Below are 16,043 nucleotides of genomic sequence, written 5' to 3' on the forward strand. Positions count from 1 at the left end.
AGGGAGAAATGAATATGAAGCCCGATTTGAGAACGAAGCTTAAGCAGCGTATCTTGACCGGGGACGGCGCGATGGGAACCTATCTGTATCAGATGGGGTTCCCTGTCGGCGTTTCTTACGAAGAATTAAATATGACCCGTCCGGATGTCATTGAGAGTGTCCACCGCCGGTATTATGAGGCAGGAGCCCGCGTCATTGAGACGAATACGTTCTCGGCCAATCTGGTCAAGCTGTCCAAATACGGTCTTGAATCGGAGATGGAGGCGATTAACCGTGCCGGCGTGCGAATTGCGAAAGCAGCCGCGGGAGCAGATGCTTACGTTGTTGGCGCTGTCGGCTCGATCCGGGCGGGCAGACTTAAGGACATGCGGGTATCGGAAGTCAGCGAAGCGTTTGAACGTCAGCTGGACGCATTGCTTGCTGAAGAGGTAGACGGCATTCTGTTTGAAACGTTTTATGATTTTGACGAAATGCGCCTGGCCTTGGGACTTGCGCGCAAAGTGTCCCAAGTGCCTGTTATTTGTCAGTTTGCGGTGGAAGGCGTTGGACGTACGCAGGATGGCACCGGCTTGCTGGATGCCTTTTCTCTGCTGAAGGATGAGGGAGCAGATGTTGTCGGCTTTAACTGCCGCAGCGGTCCAAACGGCATTATGCGGGCGGTTGACGCGATTGGCGGTCCGGTTGAGCTGCCGCTGTCGATCTTCCCGAACGCGGGTATCCCGGATTACGTAGATGGCAAATACACCTATACCGCAGGACCGGATTACTTTGCCGAGACGGCACTACGCTTCGCAGACCGCGGTGCACGGATTATCGGCGGATGCTGCGGAACAACGCCGGAGCATATTGCTGCAATGGCCAAGGCGTTGAAGGATTATGCCCCGCAAAGCGATATTGCAGTCGCTGCGGTTGCTGACGCTCCCGAGGCCGAGGTGATTGACATCGCGGCGGAGCCGACTGAAGTAGTGAAGGATGCTTCGGAAGAACGTGCGGGCACGCCAATTATTTCGGAACCATCCCTTTTGGATACCGTAAAAGTAAGACATACCGTTATCGTTGAGCTTGATCCTCCCCGTGATTTGGATATTACCAGGTTTATGGAAGGCGCTGCTGCATTAAAGGCATGCGGAGCGGACGCCATCACGATGGCGGACAACTCGCTTGCGGTAACGCGGATGAGCAATCTTGCGCTGGCCGCGCTTGTGAAGGAGAAAATCGGGCTTCGGCCGCTCGTTCATATTGCCTGCCGCGACCGTAATCTGATTGGCACGCAGTCTCATATGATGGGTCTGGATGCGCTGGGTATTGATCATGTGCTGGCCGTAACCGGTGACCCTGCAAGATTTGGTGATTTGCCAGATTCCAGCTCGGTTTATGATCTGACATCGTTTGAGATGATCCGGATGATCAAGCAGCTTAATCAGGGAATCGCCTTCTCGGGCAAACCGCTGAAACAGAAAGCGAAGTTTGTTGTAGGGGCTGCCTTTAACCCAAACGTGAAGCATCTGGACAAAGCGGTTCAGCGTCTTGAACGCAAAATCGCTTCAGGCGCGGACTATATCATGACGCAGCCAGTCTATGAACCGGTGCTCATCGAGAAAATCGCGGAAGCGACCAAGCATTTGTCTGTTCCGGTATTTATTGGCATTATGCCGCTTGCGAGCGGGCGTAATGCCGAATACTTGCATAATGAGGTTCCCGGCATCCAATTATCCGATGAAGTTCGGAAGCGGATGACGGGTCTGGAAGGGGCGGCAGGAAGGGCGGAAGGAGTAAAGATCTCGCAGGAGCTGCTTGACATCGCTCTCGTGCATTTCAAGGGTATTTACTTCATGACTCCGTTTATGTTCTACGATATGGCGGTTCAACTGACTAACTATGTATGGACCAAGACAGGGGTGCAAAGAAGCTAAATCGTTTGTTTTCGCATTTTCTCTTGTTCGTTTCTCCAAAATCCATTAATATATATAACAATGGATCGGGCTGCCTGTTTGGCTGTCTGCAACTTTCCCGGGACAGGCAGTGCCCGGTATAGCGGCGGCAACAAGCGTGAATGCGCGGCGCGGAACGTATGCTCCGGACTTTTTTCGTCAACAATAGTGCAATGGTTCTGTCGTTATTTGGCAGGGTGGAGCAATTCATCAGGGTCCAATACTTTTATAAATAGATTTGATTTATACGGGAGTTGCACGAGGAAGACCGGAGGGGGAACCTGACTTGGCTATTAAACTTATTAATATCGGCTTCGGCAATATTGTTTCGGCCAATCGCATTATTTCAATTGTTAGTCCGGAGTCGGCACCAATTAAACGGATTATTCAAGAAGCACGTGACAGACATATGCTGATTGACGCAACTTATGGAAGACGCACGCGTGCTGTTATTATTACAGACAGCGACCATGTCATTTTATCGGCTGTGCAGCCAGAGACGGTTGCGCATCGTTTGTCGACCAAGGATGACGATAACGACGAATAGCTACGGGGAGTATTATGGAAAAGGGATTGTTGATTGTATTGTCCGGACCTTCCGGTGTTGGGAAGGGAACGGTATGTTCCGTCCTTCGCCAAAAGGTGCCTGAGCTTGTCTATTCCGTATCGGCTACGACACGGAAACCAAGACAAGGTGAAATCGATGGCATTAATTATTTCTTCAAATCAAGAGAGCAGTTCCAGGAGATGATCGCTAATGATGCACTCCTTGAGCATGCCGAGTATGTCGGCAATTGTTACGGTACTCCGCGTGATTTCGTTGAGAGTACGCTGGCAAGCGGTAAAGACGTTATTCTGGAAATTGAAGTGCAAGGCGCTCTGAAGGTGAAAGAGAAGTTCCCGGAAGGCGTATTTGTCTTCCTGCTGCCACCTTCGCTCGACGAGTTGAAGTCCCGTATTACGGGCAGAGGTACGGAAACCCAGGATACGATTAATAACCGGATGACGGTAGCTGTTGAAGAAATGAGCTTAATCCGTCATTATGATTATGCGGTTGTTAACGATGAGATTGATGCCGCGTGCCATCGTATTCAAAGCATTATTGTAGCTGAGCATTGCCGCAGAGACCGGTATTATTCCCATTTGGCAGATTTGCCGGCTGCTACCGAGAAAGTCTGAGCGAGAGGTGAAGAACAATGTTGTATCCATCGATTGATGAAATGGTTAAGAAAGTAGACAGCAAATATTCGCTTGTAGTAGCGGCTTCGAGACGCGCGCGTATGCTGCGTAATGGTGAGAAATCCGAGCTTCGCAACCCGAGATCCCGCAAATTCGTTGGCGTTGCCCTGGAAGAGATCTACCACGACATCGTGATCGTTGAACAAACAACGGACAAAGAAGATTAATAAGATCGAAATAAAGAATAGGATGGAGCGATAAGCTCCGTCCTATTTTTTTATAGACAAGCTATATCCGGATATGTCCGTTTTTGTTTGAAATAGTTGTTTTCAAAAACAAACAAACATGTTAACATATAAACAAACAAAAACAAATCATAATCGGAGGGAAAACAAAATGACTCGCAAGTTATGGGATTCCTGTTAACCCGGCACCATTTCCCTTTGGTCATAGTGATCAGATCCTTCGTTGTATAATAAATAGCTTGGCCTTAAAATATCGATAGGTATGAAAAATGAGAAGAAAGAGAAAGAGGTAGGCTATGCTGGTTGCGGAACGGTATGAAACGATAGTTCGATTGGTGAATGAGCGGGGCAGCATTCGTGTATCGGAGCTGAGCGAGCTTTGTCTGGTAACGGAGGAGACGATTCGCCGGGATCTTGACCGTCTGGAGCAAGCCGGACGGCTTCGCCGCTCTCATGGCGGTGCAGTAAGCGTGAAGGATACGCAGCCGGAAACCCCGGTAGCGGAACGGGAAATTATGCATGCAGATGAGAAGAGACGTATTGCGGAAGAAGCGGTCAAGCTCATTAAGCCAAATGACCGGATTTTGCTGGACGCCAGTTCTACAGCATGGTATATGGCATCGATCCTGCCGGATATTCCGCTCACTGTATTGACCAATTCGATTAAAGTCGCCGTCGCGCTGAGCAATAAAGAGAAGATCGAAGTGATCTCGACCGGCGGTATTTTGGCTTCGCGTTCTTTATCTTACGTAGGGCCGCTCGCAGAGCGCTCGCTCGAAACCTATCATGTGAACAAGCTGTTTTTATCCTGCAAAGGTGTGCATTTGGAGCGCGGCATCAGTGAATCCAATGAGCTTCAGGCACGCATTAAACATAAGATGCTCGGTATAGCGGAGCAGGTTATTCTGCTTGCGGATTCCAGCAAGTTTGGCGTTCAGGCGTTTACCCATGTTGGTGATTTGGCGGAGGTTGATGCCATCATCACGGACCGCCGGCTTTCCCAGGAAGCCGCTGCCCAATTATCCGAGCGTTCAATACCGGTTACGACAGTCTAACAGATACGTTTGTGAGGTGACGAGGTGAAAGTATCATTATTTATCACCTGTCTTAGCGACACGATATATCCCCGCGTAGGGGAGGCGATGGTCAGACTGCTGGCGAGATACGGCATCCAGCTTCATTTCCCAACGGTTCAGACTTGCTGCGGACAGCCCGCTTTCAACAGCGGTTATTGGAAGGAAGCACGGGAGAGCGCCAAGACGATTCTCGATGCCTTTGAGGACAGCGACTTCGTCATTTCGCCTTCCGGCTCCTGTACTGGCATGATTCATCATTATCCGAAGCTGTTTGAGGCCGATTCGTTTATGTATGAGCGAGCGGTTAAGCTGCAGCGCAAATCCTATGAATTTACGCAGTTTCTCGTTCAGGTGCTTGGCGTGAAAGACATCGGCGCCGTATTCCCCCATAAAGTGACTTACCATCCTTCCTGTCACGGCAGCAGGCTGCTCGGGATAAAGGAAGAGCCGATGGAACTTATGCGTCATGTGCAGGGTCTTGAGCTTGTTCCGCTTCCGTTCGCGGAGGACTGCTGCGGATTTGGCGGCACCTTTGCGGTGAAGATGGCCGATATTTCCGGCGCGATGGTTACCGAGAAGGTTGATCATGTGCTGGAGACGGAAGCAGAAGTTCTCGTCGGGCTTGATCTGGCCTGTCTGATGAATATTGCCGGCAACCTGAGATACCGCAACCAGCCTGTGAAGGTCATGCATTTGGCAGAACTGTTGTATGAAGGGGTGAAGCAGGCATGAGTACGGCTGGAGCAGCATCCACAGTGAAAGAACGCGCCGACCTGGCGCTGAATGATGAATTCCTGCGCAAAGCGGTTAAATTTACGACTGAACGGCTTCGTAACGGAAAAAAACAGGCTTCAGACGAGCATGGCAATTGGGATGACTGGCGGGAGCGCGGTAGGCAAATCCGGCTTCATACGATTGCTCATCTGGATTATTATTTGAATCTGTTTGCTAATCAGGCGAGAGCAAACGGCGTACACGTGCATTTTGCCGAAACTTCGGCAGAAGCGGTGAAGCTGTCTCTCGAGATTGCGCAGCGTAAGCAGGCGAAGTCGGTCGTGAAATCCAAATCGATGGTCACGGAAGAGCTGCATTTGAATCATGAGCTCGAGTCCATTGGGGTGGAGGCAATTGAAACGGATCTTGGCGAGTATATTATTCAGCTTGCCGGCGAGACACCGTCTCACATCATTATTCCGGCCATCCACAAGAACCGTTATCAGGTGGCGGATCTCCTGTCGAAGGAAGCGGGCGAAACACTCGCTCCGGATACCTCCATTCTGGCCGGCTTTGTACGGAAGAAGCTCCGCGAGAAGTTTCTGGAAGCGGATATCGGAATGACGGGATGTAATTTCGCTATTGCCGAGACGGGTTCCATGGTACTCTTCGAGAATGAAGGCAATGCACGAATGGTCACAACGGTTCCGAAGACGCAGATTACGCTGATGGGGATGGAACGAATTATTCCGTCTTGGTCGGATTTGGAGGTTATGGCCACCTTGCTGCCTCGTTCGGCAACCGGGCAAAAGCTGACCGTGTACATGTCCGGCATTACCGGACCAAGACGCGAGGTGGATGCGGACGGACCGGATGAGATGCATATTATTATCGTCGACAACGGCCGCTCTCTGCAGCTTGGAGATCCGGAGTTCCAGGAGCTCTTGAACTGTATCCGCTGCGGCGCTTGCCTCAACGCGTGTCCGGTATACCGTCATATCGGCGGACATGCATACGGCGGCACATATAGCGGCCCGATTGGCGCAGTGCTGACGCCTGCGCTGAACAAAAATGTAGCGGAGTGGGATGATATTGCAAACGCGTCGAGTCTATGCGGCGCCTGCTATGAAGCATGTCCGGTCAAAATTCCGCTGCATGAGATGCTGATCTATTTGCGCCGGAGGAAGCTGGAGCAAGGCCACGGCAATGCGGTGGAGTCGCTTGGCATGAAAGGCTTTGCTGCAGTAATGGGCAATTCGAAGCGATATGCCGGCATTGTAAAGCTTGGCAAGCTGGGACAGAAGCTGGTTGTACGGGACGGCGGCATCCGTCTGAAGCTTGGTCCGCTTAAAGGCTGGAATACGTACCGCGTAACGCCTAGCCTGCCGAAGAAATCGTTCCGCGACCAATGGGGGACGCTGGAGCAGGAGCTGCGCCATGGGCTGCTTGAGCTTGATCCTTCTGTGCGCAGCCGTATGGAAGGGATCATGCGGGATAGAGACAGCGGGGGAGGCAACGGGCATGGCTGAGCAGGCAGGTTCACATGAGGAGTGGCTGAAGCAGTTAGCCGAGGAGTCGAAACGGAAGCAGGAATCGTTCATGAACGGTATTGCTGAAAAGCTGAGACGTCCCCGGATGACGGCAGCGCCGGAGCATCCATTCCGGGGCGCACCGGATTTCTGGCAAGACTTTGAGTGGTCGCTTGAGGAGCGGATGGACCGGTTCGAAGGAAACTTCAAGGCAGCCGGCGGGCATGTTGCCCGGCTTGCCGACATGGATGCGGCCAAGCAATTTATTGCGGTGAAGGCAGACGAACTAAGCGCCAAGTATGTTATTCGGCAAAATCAGCCGGAGCTTAATGAGCTTGGGCTTGAGGAGGCGCTGCAGCATACCGGGGCGACCGTCCGTGTGTGGAACAGCGACGCGGACGAGAATTGGAAAGCGCGTGCCGCGGAATCGGATTTCGGCGTTGTTATTGCCGATTATGCGGCAGCTTATACCGGCTCCGTAACCGTGTTGTCCTCGAAGGATAAAGGGCGTTCGGTGAGCCTTTTGCCGACGGTATTGTTTGTGCTTATTCCGCTCGATAGGCTGAAGACGCGACTTGGCGAGATCTTGCGGAACTTTGATGCAGCAGGCCGCGAGCAGCTGCCGGCAGGGATCCACTTTATTTCCGGTCCAAGCCGTTCGGCCGATATCGAGAACGACCTAACTATCGGCGTACATGGACCAGGGGTGGTCTACGCATTGTTGATTGGTTAGATAGTAAGGCCCGTATGCTTTGATATGGCGCTTCTGACGCCTGGCTGAGCATGCGGGCTTTTTGAGTTGGAAGGGAATGGGAATGCAACCTTGAATAATTGATGTAAGGTTATCGTCAAGAAAGGGAGTTGTCTGTGCAGGTTAAACCAGAGTTGGTTCTTGATGCGGCAGGGGTTATTGCTGCTAATTTTTCTCCGCAGTTTTGGCAGGAGCTTGCTACAAGGTATGAACTTTCAAATGAAAGACTTGCTCAATTCAAACACGACATCCGCGTGAAATTGTGGACGGGCCGCATTACCGAAGAGGAGTTCTGGAATGAAATCTGCGGTCATTTTCCGGCGATTGTGAAAGATGAGGCAAGGAAGGCCCTGTTCTCCCAAATGAAACCTTTGCCTGCAGCAAGCCTGCTTCCTCAGTGGAGCCAGCACGCAAACCTTCATCTGCTCAGCAATCACCGGGCGGAATGGCTGGAATCCATCGTAGCTCCTCTGCGCCCTTTTCTGCGCAGCGTGACCATATCAAGTGAAGTTGGCTGCTGTAAGCCGGACGTGCCGATCTACGCAATTGTGGAAGGGCATTTGGAATGCCGCACATCGGTTCTGTTTGTTGATGATCAGGCGAAAAACTTCAAGGAGGCCGAATCACGCGGTTGGTCAACCCTCCTGGCGGACGAACGAGGCGATTGGATCGATAAAGTTAATCAGTTCCTGCGGATAGAAACTTAACGCAACAAAAAACAGCAGGCTCGCGAGCCTGCTGTTTTGTTCCATTTTATTGTTTCGTTTCAAGGAATTTTTCAATGAACTGAATGGCCTTCTCGGTATTTTTCGAGCCTTCGCGGACGCTGGCAATATAGTTGTCCTTGGCTTGAATCGGAATATTTCCGAGGATCGGGCTGCCTGTAAGTTTGATTCCGTAGGTGTGCTCAGCAGTCTCCTCTTCCGTCTTCTGCTTATAGCTGTCGCCTGGCTTAAGCAGCTTGGCAATGTCCGCTTGCGAGTCTAAATTCATAAATGCGCCTTGCGGGCCAACCCAGTTGAAAGCGGCGGTATCCGTAATATAAACATCCGGACGTTCCGTCGCGAGTACAACCATCGCTTTTTGCTGGGAAGCAATGTCCATTTGGTCCTTCGCATCAAGCGGCACGTACGTGAAGTTTACCTTAAAGCGCTTAAACTCCGGGAACTGCTCAACCAGAGCGGCTTCGATATCTGCTTCCGTCGTTTGCTTGCCCGCACTGTCGCTCATGTAATACTCACCCAAGTACATAACGGACAGGTCCACCGGTGGAAGCTTGGCCAAGCGTTCCTGTTCCGCCCGATGGTCCAGATAGCTGTTAATCCCGACAATAACAAGAATGATGGCGATGATGCCGCCGAGCACGTGGAACTTGTAGTAGCGCCAGAAATGGTCCACTTTCTCCGCGGAGCCGGCCATTTTTTTATACTTGCCGTATTCCTGCTGGTTGAATGCCTCACTGGCTTTCCGGTTGTCTTCGTCAAGGATATACCGGTAGGCGCGCGTTACTTCTTCAAAATCGGCTTGCTCCGTTCCGTTCGGGTTTTCTCTTTGTCTTGCCCGAGATTGACGCATTAAGGTGGTGTACCTCTTATCGACCTCTTCTTTCGAAGCGTTTTCAGGAAGACCCATCTTTTCGTAGGCTCGTTTCAGTTCGTCCATGGAGTTGCTCTCACCTCAGTTAGGATTAGAAAAAAATAATAGCTACTCTCTAGTATACGGATTTGGCTAGAAGATTTCCATTCCTCCATCTGGGAGTCAATCAGGCTACAAATTATGAAGAGCTATGGTATGATAGGAAAAAGTGCGAATGGGCTTCAAGTAATCGGTCAATACATAGATTAACAGCATTGTATCGGGGGAAAAAGTATGTTGAGAGGGAAAATGATTTTACTAGGCATTACCGGCGGCATTGCGGCCTATAAGGGTGCAGCGCTCTGCAGCAAGCTTGTGCAGGCAGGGGCTGAGGTTCACGTCATCATGACGGAGTCGGCAACCAAGTTTATTACGCCGCTGACGCTGCAGACCTTGTCCCGCCATCCTGTGCATATCGATACCTTTGATGAGAAGGATCCGTCCGTTGTCACCCATATTGATTTGGCGGATCGTGCCGACCTGGTCGTAATCGCGCCCGCAACTGCGAATATTATCGGGAAAGCGGCTAACGGCCTTGCCGATGACATGCTGAGTACGACACTGCTCGCTGCAACTAGTCCAATCCTGATTGCTCCGGCTATGAACGTACATATGTATGAGCATCCCGCCGTCGTCCGCAATCTGGAGCTGCTGGCGGCACGCGGAGCGATGTTTGTGGAGCCGGGTACGGGACAGCTCGCCTGCGGATACGTGGCAAAGGGAAGGCTTGCGGAACCCGAAGATATCGTTATCGCGGTTCATTCCCTGCTTAAAGCGAAGGAGCATGGTGCGCTAGCGGGCAAGCGCGTGCTTGTGACAGCAGGGGGTACCGTGGAACGGCTTGATCCGGTCCGATATTTGACGAATGATTCCTCCGGCAAAATGGGCTTTGCGATCGCAGAAGCTGCCAAGGTTATGGGAGCAGAGGTGACGGTTGTTGCCGGAAGAACCTCTATTGATGCTCCGGCTGGCGTGAACGTGGTACGGGTGGAATCGGCACAGCAAATGCTGGATGCGGTGCTGGAGCGGTTCGAGGAATCCGATATCGTGGTCAAGTCCGCGGCGGTGGCGGATTACCGTCCGGTGACGAGACACGGCCAGAAGATTAAGAAATCAGGCGAGATGCTGACGCTTGAATTGGAGAAAACAACCGATATCTTGCAAACCTTGGGCGAGCGGAAGACGCATCAGCTTCTGATCGGCTTTGCTGCGGAAACGGAGCAGCTGGAGAAGTATGCGATGGATAAGCTGAAGCGCAAGAATGCCGATCTGATCGTCGGCAATGATGTCAGTCTTGACGGTGCTGGCTTTAACGGAGATACCAATATCGTGCAGCTGTATGGCCCTGAAGGGTTAATTGAAGCGATGCCGCTGCTGTCCAAGCGGGAGACCGCGCAGCGTATTCTGACCGTTGCGTCGCAGCGGATGGCGAAGGGAGCGGCCCGTAACGGAGGTCGGGGCGAAGAATGATTGCCAAAGTAATCGTCGATGTGCCAAGCCGTCAGACGGACCGGCCGTTTGATTATAAAGTGCCTGCCGACATGGAAGGCTGGATCGAGGTTGGCAGCCGGGTAGGCGTTCCGTTTGGCCCAAGAGTGCTGCAGGGCTTTGTGATCGAACTTGCCGAGACGGCGGATGTCGATCCTATTAAACTCAAGCCTTTATCCGAGCTGCTTGATCCGGTTCCGCCTTTGCTGCCGGATCTGATTGAACTGGCCAAATGGATGAGCGACAAATATTGCTGCTCATGGACAACCGCGCTGCAGGCGATGGTTCCGGCTGCACTGAAAGGGAAAGCTGAGCGGTACATCAGCTTGAACAATGATCCGGACTACCTGGAAGAGGACTATGGCCTGACGGCACTGCTGCCACAGGAGATGCTGGTGTGGATAGGAAGGCAGAAGCAGCTCAAGCTGGAGACGCTGCAGCAGCGGTTTCCGGACTATTCGGCGGCTATTAAGGAAGCTCTCCTCGAAGGTCTGCTCCTGGAGCAGACCTCTATTCGCGACCGTCTGGCGATTCGCAAGGTACTCACCGTGTTCCCGCCTGATGATGAAGCCGCAGCGCGTGAAGCGCTGCAGTCTTTCCCTGCCAGATCAGCAAAACAGCGAGAGCTGCTGGCCTTCATGCTGGAGCGTGGAGAAGCCATGCCGCTGCAGGCGCTGCTCGCGGAAGCGGGCGGGTCTCCTGCCAGCGTCCGGGCTTTGGCCGATAAAGGCCTGCTTGGGCTGCATGAAGTGGAGCAGGAGCGTGACCCTTACGCCGGGCGGAACTTCCAGCGTACCGAGCCGCTGCCGCTAATGCCGGGCCAGCAGGACGTGTATGAGCGGATTGCGGGCACGGTGACCCGCGGTGAGCCTCAAGCCTTGCTGCTTCACGGCGTGACGGGCAGCGGCAAAACCGAGGTCTACATGCAGTCGATCCAGCATTGCTTAGAATTAGGCAAGCAGGCGATTGTGCTTGTCCCCGAAATTTCGCTTACTCCGCAGATGGTGGAACGGTTCAAAGGCCGCTTCGGCGATGCCGTCGCGGTGCTGCACAGCCGGCTGTCGAACGGCGAACGCTATGATGAATGGCGCAAGATCCGGAGCCGCCGCGTGCAGGTAGCCATCGGCGCGCGCTCCGCGATATTTGCACCATTCGAGCGGATCGGGCTTATCATTATTGATGAGGAGCACGAATCCTCGTATAAGCAGGAAGAGAGCCCGAAATATCATGCGCGCGACGTGGCAGTAAGACGGGCAAGACAGCATGGTGCAGCAGTGGTGCTTGGTTCCGCGACTCCATCGCTTGAGTCGTTCGCAGCAGCGAGCCGCCCGCCGGCGCCAGGCAAGGAATCGGCGCTTCTGCCGATGCCGGAACGGGTCGGCAGCCGTCCGTTGCCGCCTGTTCAGGTGATCGACATGCGTTCCGAGCTGCAAGACGGCAACCGCTCGATGTTCAGCAGGCGGCTGCATGCCGCGCTGGCAGAGCGGCTGGAGCGCGGCGAGCAGTCGGTGCTGCTGCTTAACCGACGGGGCTACTCGACGTTCGTCATGTGCCGCTCCTGCGGGTATACCGCAGCGTGTCCGCACTGTGATATCTCGCTGACCTACCATCAGAAGTCACGGGCGCTGCGCTGCCATTACTGCGGTCATGCGGAGCTTGCTCCGAAGGAATGTCCGTCCTGCAGCAGCGAGCATATCCGATACTTCGGCACGGGTACTCAACGGGTAGAGGAAGAACTGGCGAAGCTGTTCCCCGGGATTCGGGTCATTCGGATGGATGTCGATACCACCTCCGAGAAGCATGCCCATGAGAAGCTGCTGAAGCAGTTCGGCGAGCGGAAAGCGGATGTGCTGCTTGGCACGCAGATGGTGGCGAAGGGACTGGATTTCCCTTTTGTTACGCTCGTGGGTGTCATCGCGGCGGATACTTCCCTGAACCTGCCGGACTTCCGTTCCGCGGAGAGGACGTTCCAGCTGCTGACCCAGGTGGCGGGTCGCGCCGGACGGCATCATTTGCCGGGAGAGGTCGTTATCCAGACGTATTCCCCCGAGCATTATGCGATCCTCACCGCCCAGCAGCATGATTATGCCGCCTTCGTGCGGGAAGAGCTGAAGCACCGTAGTGTGATGGGCTATCCGCCGTTTTGCCGGCTGGTTCTGGTGACGATGTCGCATGAACAACTGCCGCTTCTGTCTTCGGTGAGCGAGCAGTTTGCCGAACGCCTCCGCGGTTTGGCGGCCGATGAAGGGGTTCTTGGCCCGCTGGAGGGCGGTTTGCAGAGGGCGATGGATATTCTTGGCCCTGTCGCTTCGCCCATTTCTAGAATGAAAGATCGCTACCGTTTTCAATGTGTGATAAAATATCGTGGAAACATCGACGTACCCGCGCTGCTTAAGGCTGCTATGTCGCCATTTTTGGAAGGCTCACAGCCGAAGCTCGTGCAGTTTAGTATCGATGTAGACCCACAAGTCATTTTATAAATAGATAACGATCGTAAAGGAAGGTAACGGCCATGGCCATTCGTATTATTGTGAAAGAACCCGATCCGGTGCTCCGCGAGACGGCTAAAGAAGTAACGAAATTTAACTCCAATCTGAAGAAGCTTCTGAAAGATATGGCGGAAACGATGTATGACGCAGACGGTGTAGGGCTTGCGGCTCCGCAGATCGGCATCTCCAAGCGTGTAATCGTTGTCGATATTGGCGATGAAGAAACAGGTCTGATCTCGATGGTTAACCCTGTTATCGTGGAAAAAGAAGGCGAGCAGGTTGGTCCGGAAGGCTGCCTCAGCATCCCCAACTTAAATGGCGACGTGCAGCGTTATGAGCGTATTGTGGTGAATGGGCAGGATGCGGAAGGCAATCCGTTCACTGTTGAAGCAAGCGGCTTCCTTGCCGTTGCGTTCCAGCATGAGATTGACCATCTGAACGGCATTCTGTTCACGGACATCGCGCAAAACGTGTACGACATAACGGTTAGACAAAGAAAAGGCGGCGAATAAGGAATGCGTATTGTATTTATGGGAACGCCGGAATTCGCCGTTCCTTCTCTGCGGCTCTTGATCGAGCAGGGCTACAATGTAGTTGCTGCCGTGTCGCAGCCGGACCGCCCGAAAGGCCGTAAACGCGTGCTGACGCCGCCTCCTCTGAAGGAAGCGGCTCTTGCGTTTGGACTGCCTGTCCTGCAGCCGGAAAGAATGCGCAGCCCCGAGGCTGTTGCGGCTATAGCCGAGCTTCAGCCGGATTTGATCGTGACGGCCGCTTACGGTCAGATTCTTCCCAAGGCTTTGCTGGACATTCCGCGTCTTGGCTGTATCAATGTACATGGCTCGCTGCTGCCGGGCTACCGCGGCGGCGCTCCGATTCAACGCTCGATCATCAACGGCGAGACCGTAACGGGCGTAACCATTATGTACATGGCGGAAGGTCTCGATACCGGGGACATGATCAGCAGGGTTGAAGTGCCAATTACGGATGAGGATACATCCGGCACCTTGTTTGAGAAGCTGAGCGCGGCTGGCGCTGAACTGCTGGGCCGCACTCTTCCTGCCCTCATTGCAGGCGAAATAAAGGCAGAGCCTCAGAATAACGAACTCGCAACGTATGCGCCAAACCTGACGCGCGAGGACGAGCGGATTGACTGGAGCAAGCCAGCCCGCAGCATCTACAACCAGGTACGGGGCTTGTCACCGATGGCAGGTGCTTTTACATACCTGAACGGCGAAGTGTTTAAGGTGTGGGCATGCGCGAAGCCTGACGGCAAAGCCAATAACGGCTCCGCTGCCCCGGGAACAGTCGTTGCCGTAAGCACGGCAGGAATTGATGTGCAGACCGGTGAAGGTGTACTTCAACTGCTTGAGATCCAGCCTGCAGGTAAACGGGTTATGACGGTTGCGGACTGGCTTCCGGGTTCCCGGTTGTCTTCCGGTGCAGTATTTGACGGAGGCGAAGCATGAGCGAACAGGATTCTATAAAGCAGAAGTCAAAGCCGAAACGGAAGCCCGGCGGACAAGGCCAAGGCAACGGACGCGGCCAGGAGGGGCGTAAAGAACAGCGCCAGGCACGAGTTCGCACGCCGCGCGAGCTTGCGCTAGATACGCTTGTAAAGGTTGCGGAGACCGGCGCCTACAGCAACCTGCAGCTGAACCGTGTCCTTCAGGATGCGCAGCTGCAGCGTGCGGACGCCGCGCTTGTTACGGAGCTTGTATACGGCACCATTCAGCGCCAGTTGACGCTCGATCACTGGCTTGGCAAGTTTGCAGCCAAAGGGCTGCGCAAGCTGGAGCCATGGGTGCATCAGCTATTGCGCATGAGCGCCTATCAATTACTGTACCTTGACCGTATTCCGGCCCATGCTGCGGTGAACGAGGCGGTAACCATTGCAAAGCGCAGAGGACATCAGGGGATTTCAGGCATGGTGAACGGCATTCTTCGCAGCATTGACCGGAACCGTGCAGAGCTGACGGTTGATGCGATTCACGACAAGAACCCGGCGGTACAAATCGCGGTAAGGCATTCTTACCCGGAATGGCTCGTTGAACGCTGGGTCAAAGCCTACGGCGCCGAAACGGCCGAAGCGATCTGTGCTTCGGGTAATGAGCCGCCGCATGCCAGCGTGCGCGTCAATCCGCTTCGTGCTGCAAAAGATGAAGTGTTAAGTCGGCTGACGGAGCAAGGCGGCGACGCTGAAATTTCGAAGCTGGCACCTGCAGGCATTGTTGTACGACGCGGCGGCAACCTGGCCGATACGGATGGCTTCCGCGAAGGGCTGTGGACGATGCAGGATGAGAGCTCCATGCTGGTTGCCGAAGTCGTTGCACCGAAAGCAGGCATGCAGGTGCTGGATTGCTGTGCTGCGCCGGGCGGTAAAACAACCCACATGGCGGAGCTCATGAGCGGCAAAGGCAAAGTGTATGCCAATGATCTTCATCCGCATAAGCGTCAACTGATTGTAGACCAGGCGGTACGCCTTGGTCTTCAGAATATTGAAGCAATCACTGAAGATGCTAGCAAGCTTGATGAGCGGTTTGCCTTGGCTTCGATGGACGCGGTGCTGCTCGATGCACCTTGCTCGGGCTTTGGCGTTATTCGCCGCAAGCCGGAAATCAAATGGACGAAGACAGCGGGCGATGTGGCCGAGATTGCTGCCATTCAGCGCCGCCTGCTTCAGGCAGTGGCAGGACTCGTCAAGCCGGGCGGCACGCTTGTGTACAGTACCTGTACGATCGAAAGCGCAGAGAACGAAGAGCAGGTTGCTGCGTTCCTGAAGGATCATCCCGAGTTCCAGCTGGATCCGGAATGGCCAGATGAGGCGTTGCAGCCGCTGCGTGACAAAGGGATTATTGACCGCTCATTTGCCGGACAAGTTCAGCTGCTCCCGCAGCATTTTGGCAGCGACGGCTTCTTCATTGCCCGTCTTCGCAAACGCCAGTAGGCCGCTTGTGGCTCGACATGGGCGTTTGTGGTAAAATAAATCATCAGCGCCGGCATAGCCGA

At 53.8% G+C, this 16,043-nt stretch carries 15 protein-coding genes; 14 read left to right on the forward strand and 1 reads right to left on the reverse strand.

Features of this window, described 5'->3' with window-relative positions:
* The first annotated feature begins 14 nt into the window (after positions 1-14).
* The 9 genes from BM200_RS02605 (at position 15) to BM200_RS02645 (ending at position 8,132) form a co-directional block, all read left to right on the forward strand.
* Entirely contained in the window at positions 15-1,913 is a 1,899-nt protein-coding gene (locus BM200_RS02605) for a bifunctional homocysteine S-methyltransferase/methylenetetrahydrofolate reductase (protein ID WP_091181013.1), read from the forward strand.
* Positions 1,914-2,217: 304 nt separating this feature from the next.
* The gene (gene remA / locus BM200_RS02610; RefSeq protein WP_005548256.1) at positions 2,218-2,478 is read left to right on the forward strand and encodes an extracellular matrix/biofilm regulator RemA; all 261 of its coding nucleotides are present in this window, start codon (positions 2,218-2,220) and stop codon (positions 2,476-2,478) included.
* Between the two features lie 14 nt (positions 2,479-2,492).
* Positions 2,493-3,110, forward strand: a complete 618-nt coding sequence (gene gmk / locus BM200_RS02615; protein WP_091181016.1) for a guanylate kinase — start codon at positions 2,493-2,495, stop codon at positions 3,108-3,110.
* Positions 3,111-3,127: 17 nt separating this feature from the next.
* Positions 3,128-3,337, forward strand: coding sequence for a DNA-directed RNA polymerase subunit omega (gene rpoZ / locus BM200_RS02620; RefSeq protein ID WP_091181018.1), 210 nt, complete (start codon positions 3,128-3,130; stop codon positions 3,335-3,337).
* A 314-nt stretch (positions 3,338-3,651) separates the two neighbouring features.
* Positions 3,652-4,410 (forward strand): DeoR/GlpR family DNA-binding transcription regulator, encoded by a 759-nt coding sequence (locus BM200_RS02625; RefSeq protein WP_091181020.1) that lies wholly within the window; start codon positions 3,652-3,654, stop codon positions 4,408-4,410.
* Between the two features lie 24 nt (positions 4,411-4,434).
* Positions 4,435-5,163 (forward strand): (Fe-S)-binding protein, encoded by a 729-nt coding sequence (locus tag BM200_RS02630; RefSeq protein ID WP_091181022.1) that lies wholly within the window; start codon positions 4,435-4,437, stop codon positions 5,161-5,163.
* Positions 5,160-6,674, forward strand: coding sequence for a LutB/LldF family L-lactate oxidation iron-sulfur protein (locus tag BM200_RS02635; protein ID WP_091181024.1), 1,515 nt, complete (start codon positions 5,160-5,162; stop codon positions 6,672-6,674). Before BM200_RS02630 ends, BM200_RS02635 begins: the two co-directional genes overlap by 4 nt.
* Positions 6,667-7,407: a LutC/YkgG family protein gene (locus BM200_RS02640; protein WP_091181026.1), complete on the forward strand. Its 741-nt coding sequence runs from the start codon at positions 6,667-6,669 to the stop codon at positions 7,405-7,407. The genes BM200_RS02635 and BM200_RS02640 overlap by 8 nt, the downstream gene beginning before the upstream one ends.
* 134 nt (positions 7,408-7,541) lie before the next feature.
* Complete coding sequence (locus tag BM200_RS02645; RefSeq protein WP_245772862.1) at positions 7,542-8,132, forward strand: HAD family hydrolase; 591 nt, start codon at positions 7,542-7,544, stop codon at positions 8,130-8,132.
* A gap of 46 nt (positions 8,133-8,178) precedes the next feature.
* Here BM200_RS02645 and BM200_RS02650 read toward each other — a convergent pair whose 3' ends face one another.
* Positions 8,179-9,087 (reverse strand): hypothetical protein, encoded by a 909-nt coding sequence (locus BM200_RS02650; protein ID WP_091181028.1) that lies wholly within the window; start codon positions 9,085-9,087, stop codon positions 8,179-8,181.
* Between the two features lie 207 nt (positions 9,088-9,294).
* Here BM200_RS02650 and coaBC point away from each other — a divergent pair, with 207 nt between their 5' ends.
* The 5 genes from coaBC to rsmB are packed head-to-tail and all read left to right on the forward strand — an operon-like array spanning position 9,295 to position 15,981.
* Entirely contained in the window at positions 9,295-10,530 is a 1,236-nt protein-coding gene (coaBC, locus tag BM200_RS02655) for a bifunctional phosphopantothenoylcysteine decarboxylase/phosphopantothenate--cysteine ligase CoaBC (RefSeq protein WP_091181031.1), read from the forward strand.
* Entirely contained in the window at positions 10,527-13,028 is a 2,502-nt protein-coding gene (gene priA, locus BM200_RS02660; protein ID WP_091181033.1) for a primosomal protein N', read from the forward strand. The genes coaBC and priA overlap by 4 nt, the downstream gene beginning before the upstream one ends.
* Before the next feature lie 32 nt (positions 13,029-13,060).
* Positions 13,061-13,549, forward strand: a complete 489-nt coding sequence (gene def, locus BM200_RS02665) for a peptide deformylase (RefSeq protein WP_091181036.1) — start codon at positions 13,061-13,063, stop codon at positions 13,547-13,549.
* Between the two features lie 3 nt (positions 13,550-13,552).
* Positions 13,553-14,503: a methionyl-tRNA formyltransferase gene (gene fmt / locus BM200_RS02670; protein ID WP_091181039.1), complete on the forward strand. Its 951-nt coding sequence runs from the start codon at positions 13,553-13,555 to the stop codon at positions 14,501-14,503.
* A complete protein-coding gene (gene rsmB / locus BM200_RS02675) occupies positions 14,500-15,981 on the forward strand; it encodes a 16S rRNA (cytosine(967)-C(5))-methyltransferase RsmB (RefSeq protein WP_091181042.1) in 1,482 nt (493 codons plus the stop codon). The genes fmt and rsmB overlap by 4 nt, the downstream gene beginning before the upstream one ends.
* Positions 15,982-16,043 lie beyond the last annotated feature (62 nt).

Source organism: Paenibacillus catalpae, from assembly GCF_900112695.1.
GTDB classification, from domain to species: domain Bacteria; phylum Bacillota; class Bacilli; order Paenibacillales; family Paenibacillaceae; genus Pristimantibacillus; species Pristimantibacillus catalpae.